Genomic DNA, 15795 nt, shown 5'->3' with positions numbered 1-15795 from the left:
ACAGTCTGGCGGGGATTACTTAACCTTAAACCTACAGCATCTCAATCAGTTCCCCTGCAATTGGAGCCTGAATGAGCTGACTGTTACAGGAGACTTATAGTGTCTGAACTGTCTCAGCTTTTGCCACAACCGTTGTGGGATATTTTTGCCAAAGTATGTTCAATTCCGCACCCTTCTTATCATGAAGAAGCGCTGGCAAAACACATCGTTGAATGGGCTCAGGAAAAAGGTATCCACGCTGAGCGTGATGAAGTTGGCAACATTTTGCTGCGCAAACCGGCCACCAAAGGCATGGAAAACCGCAAAGCCGTTGCCCTGCAGGCTCACCTCGATATGGTGCCGCAGAAAAACAACGATACTGTTCATGATTTCACTAAAGATCCGATTCAGCCGTTCATCGAAGACGGTTGGGTAAAAGCCCGTGGCACCACGCTGGGCGCTGACAACGGTATCGGCCTGGCTTCTGCGCTGGCGGTTCTGGCTGATGACAGCGTAGAACACGGCCCGCTGGAAGTGCTGCTGACCATGACCGAGGAAACCGGCATGGCGGGCGCATTTGGCCTGCAACCGAATTGGTTACAGTCTGAAATTCTGATCAACACCGATTCTGAAACCGAAGGCGAAATCTACATGGGTTGCGCCGGCGGGATTGATTTTACCGCCACGCTGCCACTGAGTCGCGAAGCGGTTCCGGCCGGTTTCACCACGCTGAAACTGACGCTGAAAGGCCTGAAAGGCGGCCACTCCGGCGCGGATATCCACCTCGGTCTGGGCAATGCCAGCAAACTGCTGGTGCGCTTCCTGTCAGAACACGCCGATACCCTCGGCCTGCGCCTGCTGGATTTCACCGGCGGCACGCTGCGTAACGCCATTCCCCGCGAAGCCATCGCAACACTGGCGATTGCAGCCGATAAAGCAGACGCACTGAAAGCCGCTGCACAGGAATTCCTGGCAACGATTCAGTTCGAACTGTCTGCGGTTGAGAAGAAAATCGCTTTCGTCGTTGAAGCGGCAGAAAGCCCAGCGAAAGCGCTGAGCAAAGACAGCCAGTGCAAATTCATTGCACTGCTGAACGCGACGCCGAACGGCGTGATCCGCATGAGCGATGACGTTAAAGGCGTGGTAGAAACCTCCCTGAACGTCGGCGTTGTCACCATGAAAGATGACGAAGTGGCGATCAATAGCCTGATCCGTTCCCTTATCGACAGCGGCAAAGAATACGTCGTCAGCATGCTGAATTCGCTGAGCGAACTGGCAGGCGCGAAAAGCCTGGCAAAAGGTAGCTATCCTGGCTGGAAACCTGAGCCAAGCTCTCCGGTGATGACGCTGGTGCGTGAAACCTACGAAACGCTGTTCAGCAAAACCCCGAACATCATGGTGATCCACGCCGGTCTGGAATGCGGTCTGTTCAAAAAACCGTACCCGGACATGGACATGGTTTCCATCGGGCCAACCATCACCGGGCCACACTCGCCGGATGAGCAGGTTGAAATCGCCAGCGTTGAGCTGTACTGGAAACTGCTGACAGCACTGCTGAAAGCGATTCCTGAACGTAAGTAATTGTTTTAGCTCCTCCCCTTAAAAGGGGAGGAGCTACAGTCACTCCCACGGCAATAACAACTGCCGCTCTATCTGCGGATCCTGCAAGGTGACATGCAACCCGACCAGACGCACCCCCCGTCCGCCGCGCCGCTGTTCCCACGCTTCACGCGCCACTTTCAGTAAATCTTCTTTATTCAGCACCGGCCAGACGTGTTCCTGCGTGGTCTGCTGGAAATCATGGAATTTGAGTTTCACGCCCTGACGTGCGATGCGTAAATTCGGGCTGACACGGCTCAGGCGGGTTTGTAATTCAGGATATAACATTTCGATCAGCGCCACGCACTCTTCCCAGCTGTGGATATCTTCCGCCAGCGTGCGTTCAACACCGACCGATTTCCGCAACCGCTCGGCTGAAATTTCACGTTCGTCGATGCCCTGACAACGCTCCCAAAGCACGCGGCCAAATTTGCCGAACTGCTTAAGCAGCCTCGCTAAATCATAGCGCTGCACGTCGCCGCAGGTGATCAGCCCCTGCTCCTGCAATCGCTGGGCGGTGACTTTGCCGACACCGGGGATTTTACTCAGCGGCAGATCCAGTAAAAAAGCCTCAACTTTGTCTGGCGTAATCACAAACTGGCCATTGGGTTTATTCAGGTCTGAGGCAATTTTTGCCAGAAATTTGATAGGTGCAATGCCCGCCGAGGCCGTCAGATTAATTTCATCAAAAATCGCCTGACGGATTTCAGCGGCGATCAACGTTGCGGAGCCATTGCATTGGGTCGATTCTGAAACATCCAGATAAGCTTCGTCGAGTGACAGCGGTTCGATCAATGGCGTATAACGCGCAAAGATTTCGCGGATGTGGTTTGAGGCTTCTTTATACGCCTCCATTCTGCCGGGAATCACTTTCAGGTGCGGGCAAAGTTTGAGCGCCATTCCGGTCGGCATCGCACTGTGTACGCCGAATTTGCGTGCCGGGTAATTGGCGGTGCTGATGACGCCACGCCGGTCGCGGCTGCCACCGATGGCGATAGGAATGTCGCGCAGGGAAGGATCATCGCGCATCTCGACGGCCGCGAAAAAGCAGTCCATATCCACATGAATGATTTTACGCATAACCCTCCCCCAATGACTGTATAAGTATACAGTTGAATCAGGAGATTTCAAACACAGAAAATGACGGTTAATTTGGCTTAATTAATCACCATTAATGGCATCAGAAAGTATTTACATTTCCTGAAGCGAGAATTCAATATTTGGTGATTGCTAAAAAATTAATCAGTATTAATATGGCAACGTTTCAGACAGGCAGTACATTAGAAGAAAATCAGTGGCGGTCTTACAGGTAGTTCATCTGTAGACAAAATAATCAAAATTATTATCGAGCAGGACTTAGAATGATCAGAATCGCGCTGTTTCTTGCGATGCTCCTCAGTTTGCCTTTATTTACAGCAAATTACGCCGTGGCCAGCGAGGCTGTCCCGGTAAACGCGGCGCTTAAAAAACAATTGTTAGGTGCTCCCGTTTATATCCAGATTTTTAAACAAGAACGTAAACTCGAATTGTATGCGCAGCTCGACGGCGAATATCGTCTGATCGGCAGCTACGGCATCTGCGATTTTTCTGGCGGTTTAGGAAATAAACGTCGCGAAGGTGATTTTAAAAGCCCGGAAGGTTTCTACAACGTGGATATTCACCACCTGAAACCGGACAGCCGCTTTTATCGCGCCATCAACATCGGTTTCCCGAACGCCTATGACATCTCGCAGGGTTATTCCGGTAAGTATCTGATGATCCACGGCAACTGCAAATCTATCGGTTGCTATGCGATGACTGACGGTTATATGGATGAAATCTTCACCTACGTGCAGGCGGCCTTCCAGTTCGGCCAGCGCAACGTGCAGATCAGCATTTATCCGTTCAAGATGACCGATGCCAACATGCAGTCGCACAAAAACTCAAGCTACATCACGTTCTGGCGTCAGCTACAGCCGGGCTTTGCGTACTTTGAGAAACACCATCAGCCACCGAACGTCGTGGTGACTAACGGGCAATATGAAGTGCTGCAACCGTTGTCAAACATCCCGCTGCCTTCACAGCTGGCGTTCGCCCCGGTGAAATAATGCGAATTCACCTGGAGCAATTTTGTTCCAGGTTTCGTTTGCCGTCAGCGGTTGCGTGGCAATCACGGTGACGACATCATCCGGTGTCGTCTGCTGCTGAAAATCAATTTCAACATCCTGATCCAACAACGTTGCCTTTCCGAAAGGCGCCCGCCGCGTGATCCAGTGCAGATTGGTCGAACAATAGGCCATCACAAAATGCCCGTCCGATAACAGCATATTAAACACGCCCTTCTGCCGTAACTCATCCGCCAGCGACGCAATATACCGGAACACCGGCGGCCAGCTGGCCGGGCGGCGCGGATAACGCTGCGTAAGTTTATGCAACAACCAGCAAAATGCGTATTCACTGTCGGTTTGCCCGACCGGACGCAACGTGCCGGTATCCAGCTGGCGGTAACCGCGAAGCTGGCCATTGTGCGCGTAAGTCCAGTTATGGCCCCACAGTTCGCGGGTAAACGGATGGGTATTTTCCAGCGCCACTTCGCCACGGTTTGCCTGACGAATATGGGAAATCACCGCGCAGGATTTGATCGGGTATTCCTGAACTAGGCGGGCGATAGGCGAATTAAAACTCGGCATCGGATCTTTAAAAGTACGACAGCCATTCCCCTCGTAGAAGGTAATGCCCCAGCCGTCTTTATGCGGGCCAGTCCCGCCACCGCGCTGCACTAATCCACTGAAACTGAAGCAAATATCAGTTGGAACGTTAGCGCTCATCCCGAGCAATTCGCACATCTCCCGCCTCCTTTACAGCAAAGGCATTACGCCTTCGCCATCTCTTTTTCAATCAGAAGAATTAAAATATGGATCACTTTAATGTGGATTTCCTGCACGCGGTCAGCGAAGCCAAAGTGTGGCACGCGAATTTCCACGTCGGCAGAACCATCCATTTTACCGCCGTCTTTACCGGTCAGGGTAATGACTTTCATGCCTTTGGCGCGCGCGGCTTCAATCGCTTTGATCACGTTACCGGAATTGCCGGAAGTGGAGATGCCCAGCAGCACATCGCCTTTCTGACCCACGGCTTCCAGATAACGGGAGAAGATATATTCGTAACCGAAATCGTTGCCCACGCAGGAGATGTGGCTGACGTCAGAAATCGCAATCGCCGGGTAGCCCGGACGGTTTTCACGGTAGCGGCCGGTCAGTTCTTCTGCGAAATGCATGGCGTCACAGTGTGAACCGCCGTTACCGCAGGAAATCACTTTCCCGCCCGCCTTGAATGAATCGGCCAGCAGCACTGCTGCACGTTGAATAGACTCAATATTTGCCGGATCGCTGATGAATTTATTCAGCGTAGCAGCAGCTTCGTTCAGTTCAGTACGGATAATATCCTGGTACATAGCAGCCTCTTTTATGTCCATTTGCAGCCAGCTGTGGCTGGCCGATAGCAATAAAACTTTCCGCTGAGCAGTTTAACGGAAAGCCGAAACAGCGAGAAGCCAAGAAGCGGTAATGATTCTTATAGTTTCCGTTTTTGACGCTTCGTGCGGCCGGTTTGTGAGCTGCGTTGTAATTAGTATGTAAACACATTGATAAAGAAATGAGCATGAACTACAACCATTGTATCCCTACAACAGGTCAGACCTCCTACTACTCAGGAGCTTTACTATGATGGTTCTTAGCATTGTTGCATTTGTCGTGATCCTTGGTGTGTTGTTCTATCACAAGGTCAATCTTGCCTTTAGCAGCCTGATTTTACTGGCATTTACCGCTGTCATGGGCGCTATTCATCTGTGGACGCTGTGGCTGTTACTGCCGCTGGCGATTATCCTGCTGCCATTCAATGTGCCCGCACTGCGCCGCGCATTGTTCTCTGCGCCTGCACTTCGCACCTTCCGTAAAGTGATGCCCGCAATGTCACGCACGGAAAAAGAAGCGATTGAAGCCGGTACCACCTGGTGGGAAGGCGATCTGTTCGGCGGCAAGCCGGACTGGAAGAAATTGCAGGATTACCCTGAACAACACCTGACCGAAGAAGAGCAACGCTTTATCGACGGCCCGGTGGAAGAAGCCTGCCGCATGGCGAATGACTTTGAGATCACGCATGAACTGGCCGACTTGCCGCCGGAGCTGTGGGCGTACCTGAAAGAACACCGCTTCTTCGCGATGATCATTAAGAAAGAGTACGGCGGTCTGGAATTCTCCGCTTACGCTCAGGCCCGCGTGTTACAGAAACTGGCCGGTGTGTCCGGGATTCTGGCGATCACCGTCGGCGTGCCAAACTCCCTCGGCCCGGGCGAATTACTCCAACATTACGGCACTGAAGAACAAAAAGACCATTACTTGCCGCGTCTGGCGCAGGGTCTGGAAATTCCGTGTTTCGCACTGACCAGCCCGGAAGCCGGGTCCGATGCCGGTGCGATCCCTGATTTCGGTATCGTCTGTAAAGGCCAGTGGCAGGGCAAAGAAGTGCTCGGCATGCGCCTGACCTGGAACAAGCGTTACATCACGCTCGCACCAATCGCTACCGTGCTCGGTCTGGCATTCAAACTGAAGGACCCGGACCATCTGCTCGGCAGTGAAACGGATCTGGGCATTACCTGTGCGCTGATCCCAACGGACACTAAAGGCGTGGAAATCGGCCACCGCCACTTCCCGCTGAACGTGCCTTTCCAGAACGGTCCGACGCGCGGTAACGATATTTTCGTTCCAATCGATTACATCATCGGTGGCCCGAAAATGGCCGGTCAGGGCTGGCGTATGCTGGTGGAATGTCTGTCCGTGGGCCGCGGCATTACCCTGCCGTCTAACTCCACCGGCAGCCTGAAATCACTGGCGATGGCGACCGGCGCTTACGCGTACATTCGCCGTCAGTTCAAACTGCCTATCGGTAAAATGGAAGGCATCGAAGAACCGCTGGCGCGTATTGCCGGTAACGCTTATGTGATGGACGCCGCTGCAACGCTCATCACCAACGGCATTATGCTCGGTGAAAAACCGGCGGTGCTCTCGGCGATTGTGAAATATCACTGTACCCACCGTGGTCAGCGCGCCGTGATGGACGCGATGGACATCACCGGCGGTAAAGGCATCATGCTCGGTAAAAGCAACTTCGTGGCCCGAACCTATCAGGGCGCGCCGATTGCCATCACCGTGGAAGGCGCCAACATTCTGACCCGCAGCATGATCATCTTCGGTCAGGGTGCTATCCGTTGCCATCCTTACGTTCTGCGTGAAATGGCGGCGGCTGAGAAAAACGATCTGGACGATTTTGACCGCGCGCTGTTCGGGCATATCGGCCACGTAGGCAGCAACAAAGTGCGCAGCTTCTGGCTCGGTCTGACCAACGGCCGCACCAGCGATACGCCGGTTAACGATAAAACCGCGCGTTATTACCAGCACATTAACCGTCTGAGCGCGAACCTCGCGCTGCTGGCTGACGTGTCGATGGGCGTGCTGGGCGGCAGCCTGAAACGTCGCGAACGTATTTCCGCCCGTCTCGGCGATATCCTCAGCCAGATGTATCTGGCGACGGCGACCCTGAAACGCTTTGATGAAGAAGGTTGCAACGAGGCCGATTTACCGCTGGTTCACTGGGGCGTGCAGGATTGTCTGCATCAGGCCGAAGTGGCTATCGACGACCTGCTGCGTAACTTCCCGAATGCGTTTGTGGCGGGCGTGATGCGCCTGGTGATTTTCCCGCTGGGCCGTTCGCACGCAGCCCCGTCGGATCGTCTGGATCACGAACTGGCGCGCATTCTGCAGGTGCCTTCTGCGACCCGCAGCCGCATTGGTCGTGGTCAGTATCTGACGCCAAGCGAGCACAACCCGGTCGGGCTGCTGGAAGAAGCGTTGCTGGATATATTGGCCGCCGAGCCGGTGCATAAACGTCTCTGCGATGCGATGGGTAAAAAACTGCCGTTCACCCGTCTGGATATTCTGGCGCAAAAAGGTCTGGATGCCGGTCATCTGAGCGCCGACGATGCGCGGATCCTCAGCCGTGCGGAGGAAAGCCGTCTGCGTTCCATTAACGTCGATGATTTTGAGCCACACGAACTGGCCGCGAAAAAGCAGGACGTGGAGGAAGAAAGCGCAAAAAAGGATGACGCCAAACCGCGCCATACCGAAGCCGCTTAATCCTTAAAATTCACGGTTAAAAAAAGCCTGAGTGTTTACGCACTCAGGCTTTTTCATTTCCGGATGACGGGTAATCAGAAGTAATACTTGAATCTTACACGGCCGCCGTACCGCTGATCGCTGTCATTATCGTTGCTGTAATGTTTATCCGCTTCCAGCATCGACACGTACGCGCCCAGATAGACATTGAAGTTCTTCATGTCCATCACGTTCGGGATGAGATAACTGGCGTGAATGGTATGAATATCGTAGCTGCCCGGCTCGTTGAACCAGTCATCACCGGCGTTTTCATTATTCATTGGCCGTAAACCGTTGGCATTAAACTCTTCAATGCGGTTGTGCGCGTAGATGTAACCCAGCTCGATGTTTTTCCACAACGCATTGGTGCCGACCGTGAAATCTTTCTCGTCGGAGGCGTCCATGTACGCCGTACTCAGGTTCGCGACAATGCCGTTTTCCGGATCCGCTTTCTGCCCGTTCCAGGTCATGGTCATGCCGTAACCGTTACGTTTGGACTGATCAATGGTTTCGCCCTGATCGTTTTTATAGCCGTAAGCGTTGTTAACGATGTTAGTTTCCATCGCCGCAGCAACCGAGAACGCATCCCCTTTCCAGGCAATAATTGGTCGCAGATACGCAACGTTTTTATCCTGTTCCAGTTTGTTGCCGTGGTAGTTCTGATCGGCAAACAGCGACGTTCCGTTTTCCATCAGCGTATTGAGTTCGAAGTACCAGTTGCCGAGCGTTTTATTAAGCAGAATGTTACCGCCGCTGTCACTGCGTCCGCGCCCTTCTTTCATCATGTACACATAGCCGTAGCCGTCGGCGTAGAGATCGTTGGCGGTATTCCCGGAGTATTCTATGAACGTATCCTGATTCAGCGGGAACATATCGTAGGCTTCAAAGCGACCGATTTTTGCCATCCAGTTTTGTTCTTTACCGAAGAAGAAGGCGGCATCATCGACATTCATTGAACCGTTTAAATCAGCGGTCGGTTGCACGGAGAACCCGGAGAATTGCCCTTTGTCATTCCGGCGATAACCATCCAGCCCGATCAGCAAACGGCCATTCACATCCCAGCGTTCATTGCCGCCATTCCATTTATTATCATCGCCATTTTTCGCAGAGATTAATTGCCCGCTGCGGCTTGCGCCATCAACGTTAAATTCTACGTCACCGTATAATTTCAGATTATCGAAACCATTCAGCGTTAATAATTTGTCCTTCGATATACCGTCAGTTTTTACTTCTACCGGTGTGGATTCTTTCACGCTGGCAATTTCCTGTTCGCGCTTCACATCCTGTTTTTTCAGCTGCTGGATTTGTTTTTCTGCCGATTCTGCGCGGGCTTCCGCCAGCTGAAGACGCTCTTCAAGCTGCGCCATACGGGCTTCAAGACTGGCTGAAGAGCCTGCCGCCACCGCAGAACCCGACACGGCGATCCCCACTAATAATGCCAGCGTCTTAATCTTTCTCATAATTACGATATCCTTTTCAATACAAAATCAAACCATCGATATCAATTAACGACGTTGTTTTGTTTTTATTAAAATAGTGCCCGGAGGTTTCATAATGAGAAATGAAGATAGATTCTGGCCGAATAAACTGTCAAAAATAAAGCGGGGAAACGTGAAGTAAAACTGTAATAACGAAATTTCATCCTTACAAAACCAATAAACATAAAAAACGGGGTGCTGTTATTCACAGCATCCCGCTTATTATTCATTTCAAATACATTGTGCCGAATATATTTATCAGCCGAATGTTTACAGATTAACTTTTCTTAGGACGAATCTTCGCGGTCAGTCCTTTCAGGAAATAACGCAGAACCTGATCGCCACAAGGACGATAGTTTTTGTGCCCTTCCTTACGGAAGAATGCGCTCAGTTCGCCTTCGGAGACTTTGAAATCTGCCGAGGTCAGTACAGCAATCATGTCTTCGGTCTTCAGTTCAAACGCCACGCGCAGTTTTTTCAGCATGATGTTGTTGGTCAGACGCTTCTCCACTTCCGGTGCCGGGAAGCGATCGTCTTTACCGCGTTTGAACACAATCAGCCCGTTGAGGAAGTTGGCCATCACTTCGTCCGGCACTTCCATATAGCCTTCTTCGTCTTCTTTTTTCAGATAACGGGACATCACTTCAGGGCTGACCGGCGTGCCGGTGGTTTTGAGGATCTCAATGACCTGGCCTTCGCTCAAATCCAGCATGTAGCGCACACTGCGCAAAACATGGTTATGCATCATAATTCTGTATTCCTGTTAAAAGTAAACCGAGGAAATGCCACCGGGTTTACCCCTACGCACCTCGAAGGCGGGCATTATACAAGGCTGCGCGCGCGGGTCGCCTGTTAATTGTGGCAAATTTCGCAGTTTCCCGCTTGCGGAGGGAAAATCTGCGATTTCTCCGCGCCCTTCTTGCCAGAGCCAATCTAACCTCTCCGTCTTAGTTTAGTGCATATATATAGAATCCAAATGAAAATTAATAATTCATCACCTCAATAGATCTAATTTAATTTGAGATAGCTCACATTACTTTCTGTTGCCTAAACCGCACAACAAGCCAATACTAAAACACCGTTTCATTTATATGAAACTGACAATTCAAATAACTTACCAAATGCAGGATGGCACATGAAAATCAAAGGACTTCGGTGGTGGATAATAGCGTTAGTGACGCTGGGCACTATCACCAATTATTTATCACGCAGCGCACTTGGGGTGGCAGCGCCCACTTTAATTAAAGATCTGGGGATCAGCCAGCAGGAATACTCTTACATCGTAAGTGCATTTCAGGCTACCTATGCGTTAGGTGCTCCGGTCGTCGGTTATATTATCGATATAATAGGTTTAAAAGTGGGATTTGCCGTTTTCGCAGTGGCCTGGTCACTCTTTAATATGGCTCACGGCTTTGCAGGTTCCTGGCAACCTTTAGCGTTTCTGCGCGGATTAATGGGCGTGGCAGAATCCACTGCAAATCCGGGTGGAATGAAAGTTGTCGCCGAATGGTTCCCGGCAAAAGAACGCGGAATTGCCTGTGGATTATACAGCACCGGCACATCCCTTGGCGCAATGCTGGCACCACCTTTAGTTGTATGGGCAATATTAGAATATAACTGGGAAATGTCGTTTGTGATTACCGGGGCTGTCGGGTTGATATGGGTCATTATGTGGCTGGTGTTTTATCAGTCACCCGAAAAACATAAATCCATGACGCAGGAAGAAATTAACTATATCCATGACGGACAGGAAACAGTTAATAACCAAACCGTAAAACCACGTCGTACTCCCTTAAAAGAAATGCTGGGGAACCGCAATCTCTGGGGCATATCCCTGCCCCGTTTTATGGCGGATCCAGCGTGGGGAACATTACATTACTGGATGCCGTTATATCTTGTGACGGTGCGCCATATGGATTTGCATGAAATTGCGATTTTTGCCTGGCTCCCCTTCCTCGCCTCTGACTTTGGCTGCATGTTCTCAGGCTTTATGTGCAGGATATTAAATGCACGCGGGGTTTCCATCATCAATGCCCGCCGTATCACGTTTACCTTTGCCGCCGTACTGATGTTGTCCATGGCAGGCGTCGGATTGGTTAGCAATGTCTACATCGCGATTGCGCTGTTTTGCATGGCAGGCTTTGCACATCAGTGTCTTTCCATCACCGTGATCACCATGTCAGCAGATCTTTTCAACAAAAATGAAGTGGGTACGGTGACCGGATTTGCGGCACTTTCGGGGGGCACAGGAAACTTCCTGTTCTCGCTGTTCCTTGGGGCGACAGTCGCCACCGTAGGCTATACCGCCTTCTTTGTTGGCTTAGGGTTCTTTGACCTCATTGGTGCATTTTTCTTGTGGATGCTGGTTCGCGATCCGATAAAAACTCCCTCTTCATTTGCCCGTACAGGGATTGAAACGCATTAATCTGAAACAAAACTGTTCGTAAAAAATTAAAAATAATAAGGACTTTGATATGAATATCAAATCGCCACTGCGCTTTGCCTGTGGTCTGGTCACCCTATTACCATTATTTAGCCACGCCGTTACTTTAGATATTCGGGGCGGATATAAAGCCGCCAGCCATATTTATGAATCCCGGTTTAAAGTCAGCCAGAGTTGGAAAAGCGGCTGGTGGGCCAGTATGGAAACCGATAATAAGAACAATAAAAATAACGGACGCGGCGCTAATGGCACAGATAAAATCGACAGTTCACACTCTTTAGGTGATATTGCCACCGACTATAATGAAATCGAAACCAATTACACCTATAAACTGAACGATAAATGGAGCTTACAACCCGGAGGAATACTTCACTGGAGTACTAACGGAACACAGCTTCGTCCTTATATTCGTCTGAATTATAAAATAAGTGACAATCTGAATTCAGGATTGCGCTATCGGTATGATTATAACGACTATGAAACAAAAAATACGGACAGCGAACTACATCGTGACAGCGTCAATCGTTTGGATTTATATCTGGGTTACAAAATAAATGCCACGTGGAGCCTGAATTACCAGGGAACCGTTTATCGTCACACCAGCGCGGACTATGAATATAAAAATGGGAAATCCTGGTCTACAGAAAATGCCTTCACTGTGCGCTATAAATGGAATAACACCGTCAGCAATTATGTCGAATACGACTATCTGGATAAAACAGGCTATTACGACGGCGAAGGCAACAAAGCCGAATCTCGTTACCGCATCGGTATTACATTCAATCTGTAATGGCCGGGCGATTTAGAATTGATGATAAACAAAATGAGTAACCCAAATGAATAAATTAAACCTGATGATACGCACACTCCCGGCGCTGCTTTTCGTATGCGGCGGGTTATCCCATGCAGCACCTTCACGCTACTTCACCTACGATGCCACCACGCTGGCTCAAACCCGTTCTCAGATTACGGAGAAAAATAGCCCGTTGTTACCGGCATATCAGGCATTACTGGCAGCGGCAGACAAAGCGCTAAAGGAACCTTCGCTGAGTGTCACCCGGAAAACGCTGTTGCCCGCCTCCGGGGATAAACATGATTATTACAGTTTCGGGCCTTACTGGTGGCCGAACCCGAATACGGCCAGCCATCTGCCGTATATCCGTCAGGACGGTAAAACCAACCCTGAAAGCAAAACCGACGCCACGGACAGCAAGCGATTAGTCCGTTTCGCCGATGACATGCGCGTGCTCGGCTTAGCCTATTTCTTTTCAGGCAACAAAACGTATGCCGCCAAAGCCGCGGAAATGGCACGCGTCTGGTTTATCAATGATCAGACGCAAATGAACCCGAATATGGCCTATGCACAGGCGATTCCGGGTGTTGTAGATGGCCGGGGCATCGGCATCATTGACAGCCGCGTATTGATTGACGTGATGGACAGCATCGAACTTATCCGCCCGGCAGATACCTTAAGTGAAGCGGATTATCAGGCCGTCAAACGCTGGTACGGGGCATTTTCTCAGTGGCTGCTGACCAGTGATAATGGCTTTGAAGAAGGCAACTGGCACAATAATCACGGGGTATTCTATGATGCACAAGTCGTGGCCTTTTCGTTATTCAGCGACCACCCCGATGTCGCAAAACAACAAATGCGCGTCGCGATGCTGCGCCATCTGACTGCACAAATTGACCGGCAGGGGTACCTGACGGCGGAAATCGAACGCACACGCTCCTGGCATTACACGCAATTCGCCCTGTCGGCATTTCAGCGTCTGGCACGTTACGGCGAACTGACGGGCGTGGATTTATGGAACTCAGCTATCGACGATCACCGGCTGGAACAAGCTCTGACCGTCCCGGCGCAGTTTCTGGATAAACCGGCTGAATGGCCCTTCCCGGAGCTGAAATTCGAACCTGAGGAAGCACTCGGCAATATGCTCGCAGCGGCGCACGCTTATCCGCAAAATGTCCTGTTTCACGAGAGGGCACAACAATTGTCTGTGGCCTATCCTGATAACATTAATCTGTTAACCATCACTGCACCGCTGGTGCGCTGAAGACAAGGACCGTCTCCTGATGAAGCAATTCAGCCCCGACCAGATGCAGGAAATTCGCGAACGGTTACCGGAATTTCAGCACGTTATTAACATGCTGGAAAAGGAGAATGCCGTTGTCCTGAATCACCCGCTGGTGGTTCAGGAAACCGCGCTCGCCACCTGGAATCATTACTATTATTGCCCGCAGCATGGCGTGCGTCTGGAGTGGCGCTATGACTCGCCAAAAACTCACCGTTGCCCGGAGGACGGCCATCTGTTTCAGGGCGAACCCTACGATGGCGCGTGGTGGCGCTGGCTAAATGGCCTGAATGCCAAGGCCTGTCAGGAGCTGGGATTACTCTGGCAATTGACCGGTGAAACACGATATCTGGAAAAAGTCAGTGCGTTGCTGCTGACTTATGCCCGTTATTATCCGGATTATCAGGAACATGGCGGCATCCCCTACAACGGCCCCGGCAAAGCCAATGCGCAAACACTTTGTGAAGCCAATTGCCATCTGCAACTGGCGCTGGGCTATGATTTTGTCCGCGATGCGCTTTCGGCTGACCAGCGCACGCTGATTGAAACCCGCCTGCTGCGCGAAGGAGCGGAGTTTCTGATGCGTCACCGCCACAAACAGTTGCATAATCATGAAGTGAAAATCAGCGCAACCCTTGGCGTGATCGGCGTCGTCATTGACGAGCCCCGGTACCTGGATTTCGCCGTCAACAGCCCTTACGGATTGCGTTATCAGCTTGAGCACGCCCTGCTGCCGGGCGGGTTATGGTTTGAAGGTTCGCTGCATTATCATTTTTACGCGTTGCAGGGCTTTTTTGCCTTCGAGAAACTGGCGAGAAACACGCCTTACAGTTTGCTGGATTTGCCACATTACCGGCAGATGCTGACATTGCCGCTGGCTTTACTGATGCCGGACGGTACGACGCCCCGTCTGAATGACTGCACCACCGGCCAGGAAAAACTGACCCACAGCGATCTCTACGAATTTGCTTACCGGCACGCCGGTGAGCCGATTTACGCTGAAGCACTGCATATTATTTATCAGCATCAATCGCGGGAAAACCTTGATGCCCTGCTTTATGGCGTAAAACAATTGCCCCCGGAACAGGGAAATCTGCCCCCGGTGACGCCGTTCCACGACCCCGGCGCAGGCTTAACGGTCATGCGCGATGCCGCCAGCCAGCGGGCGTTTCTGGTGAAACACTCGCCTTACGGTGGCGAACACGATCACTACGACCGGCTGGGGATCCTGCTGTTCAATCACGGGAATGAGATCTTCCCTGATTTGGGCACAACCGGTTATGGTGTGCCGTTACACGAGGGGTATTACAAAAACAGCGCCACGCACAATACAATTTGCATCAATCAGGCCAACCAGCCACCTGCAATCCCCCGAGTTTTGCAGTGGCACATGACTTCCCAAATGCAATACCTAGATGTCTGCGTTGACTGGTCAACCCCGGCCATCATGCCCGACAGTTTGACGCAGATAAAATGGGACAGCGCCGCCTATCAGGATGTTTTCTATCGCCGCCGTTTACTGATGGCGGGCGACATCATTCTCGACGTGACGCAAGTTTCAAACCCTCACCGCCAGCAGGTTGACTGGATCTTACACGCCAGTGCCGAAGCGCTGAGCGCTTACCCGTATACCGGCGTACAGTTTTCTCCTGCCGGGCCACTGCACGGTATGGCGGACATCAGTACCCGGCCACTGACGGGTGTATTGCCACACCTTTTTGCCACGCAGACCGGGGCATTTTCCGTCTGGCTGTACGGCGGGGGAGACGTTTTTCAGGGAAAAGCGCCGGGAAACCCGCCGTCTCATCTCCTGAGTTATCTGATGGCGAGAAGCCATCAGCCACAGATTTTACTGGTTGCGCTGTACGATTTGTCCGGCGAAAAACGGCTGGATAAGGTGACCATGACCGATGACGGCCAGACGTTGAAAATCTCCGCCCTGAACAGGTTGGAGAAAATATCGATCAGTGTGGCTTTGGGGGAAGAAAACAGCGTGCCGGAAATCATCGTCGCGGCGAAGTAAAAGGGGCAAA

Annotated in this window: 12 protein-coding genes; 7 read left to right on the top strand and 5 right to left on the bottom strand. The window is 51.4% G+C overall.

All coding sequences use genetic code 11. The features are described 5' to 3' along the window. The first annotated feature begins 99 nt into the window (after window positions 1-99). Entirely contained in the window at window positions 100-1560 is a 1461-nt protein-coding gene (gene pepD, locus ACLBVC_RS19140; RefSeq protein WP_410150936.1) for a beta-Ala-His dipeptidase, read from the top strand. A gap of 39 nt (window positions 1561-1599) precedes the next feature. On the opposite strand, the gene dinB is transcribed toward pepD, so the two are convergent. Beyond that, on the bottom strand, window positions 1600-2658 hold the full coding sequence (gene dinB, locus ACLBVC_RS19135; protein ID WP_410150935.1) for a DNA polymerase IV: 1059 nt from the start codon (window positions 2656-2658) through the stop codon (window positions 1600-1602). A 281-nt stretch (window positions 2659-2939) separates the two neighbouring features. Here dinB and dpaA point away from each other — a divergent pair, with 281 nt between their 5' ends. After that, window positions 2940-3665, top strand: a complete 726-nt coding sequence (gene dpaA / locus ACLBVC_RS19130; RefSeq protein WP_410150934.1) for a peptidoglycan meso-diaminopimelic acid protein amidase — start codon at window positions 2940-2942, stop codon at window positions 3663-3665. Here the strand turns inward: dpaA and ACLBVC_RS19125 are convergent. Beyond that, the gene (locus ACLBVC_RS19125; RefSeq protein WP_101079791.1) at window positions 3636-4403 is read right to left on the bottom strand and encodes a class II glutamine amidotransferase; all 768 of its coding nucleotides are present in this window, start codon (window positions 4401-4403) and stop codon (window positions 3636-3638) included. The two genes, dpaA and ACLBVC_RS19125, sit on opposite strands and share 30 nt — an antisense overlap. A gap of 26 nt (window positions 4404-4429) precedes the next feature. Further along, the gene (lpcA, locus tag ACLBVC_RS19120; protein WP_101079792.1) at window positions 4430-5011 is read right to left on the bottom strand and encodes a D-sedoheptulose 7-phosphate isomerase; all 582 of its coding nucleotides are present in this window, start codon (window positions 5009-5011) and stop codon (window positions 4430-4432) included. A 268-nt stretch (window positions 5012-5279) separates the two neighbouring features. Between lpcA and fadE the strand changes: the two genes are divergently transcribed. Continuing rightward, window positions 5280-7748, top strand: a complete 2469-nt coding sequence (fadE, locus tag ACLBVC_RS19115; protein ID WP_410150933.1) for an acyl-CoA dehydrogenase FadE — start codon at window positions 5280-5282, stop codon at window positions 7746-7748. 74 nt (window positions 7749-7822) lie between these two features. Here fadE and ACLBVC_RS19110 read toward each other — a convergent pair whose 3' ends face one another. Together ACLBVC_RS19110 and ACLBVC_RS19105 are read right to left on the bottom strand one after the other, a co-directional pair. Beyond that, a complete protein-coding gene (locus tag ACLBVC_RS19110) occupies window positions 7823-9226 on the bottom strand; it encodes a carbohydrate porin (RefSeq protein ID WP_410150932.1) in 1404 nt (467 codons plus the stop codon). Window positions 9227-9521: 295 nt separating this feature from the next. Continuing rightward, window positions 9522-9992, bottom strand: a complete 471-nt coding sequence (locus tag ACLBVC_RS19105; protein ID WP_410150931.1) for a YehS family protein — start codon at window positions 9990-9992, stop codon at window positions 9522-9524. A gap of 387 nt (window positions 9993-10379) precedes the next feature. Here ACLBVC_RS19105 and ACLBVC_RS19100 point away from each other — a divergent pair, with 387 nt between their 5' ends. The 4 genes from ACLBVC_RS19100 to ACLBVC_RS19085 are packed head-to-tail and all read left to right on the top strand — an operon-like array spanning window position 10380 to window position 15785. After that, window positions 10380-11669, top strand: coding sequence for an MFS transporter (locus ACLBVC_RS19100; RefSeq protein ID WP_410150930.1), 1290 nt, complete (start codon window positions 10380-10382; stop codon window positions 11667-11669). Between the two features lie 49 nt (window positions 11670-11718). Beyond that, on the top strand, window positions 11719-12477 hold the full coding sequence (locus ACLBVC_RS19095) for an oligogalacturonate-specific porin KdgM family protein (RefSeq protein WP_410150929.1): 759 nt from the start codon (window positions 11719-11721) through the stop codon (window positions 12475-12477). 46 nt (window positions 12478-12523) lie between these two features. Continuing rightward, window positions 12524-13744 carry an alginate lyase family protein gene (locus ACLBVC_RS19090; protein ID WP_410150928.1) on the top strand — a complete coding sequence of 407 codons (1221 nt, stop codon included), beginning with the start codon at window positions 12524-12526 and terminating at the stop codon, window positions 13742-13744. Between the two features lie 19 nt (window positions 13745-13763). Then, complete coding sequence (locus ACLBVC_RS19085; protein WP_410150927.1) at window positions 13764-15785, top strand: heparinase II/III domain-containing protein; 2022 nt, start codon at window positions 13764-13766, stop codon at window positions 15783-15785. Window positions 15786-15795 lie beyond the last annotated feature (10 nt).

Source organism: Rahnella selenatireducens (genome assembly GCF_046449555.1).
Taxonomy (GTDB): Bacteria; Pseudomonadota; Gammaproteobacteria; order Enterobacterales; family Enterobacteriaceae; genus Rahnella; species Rahnella selenatireducens.
The sequence above is the reverse complement of the archived record's forward strand: the minus strand, read 5'-3'. Positions and strand labels throughout refer to the sequence as shown.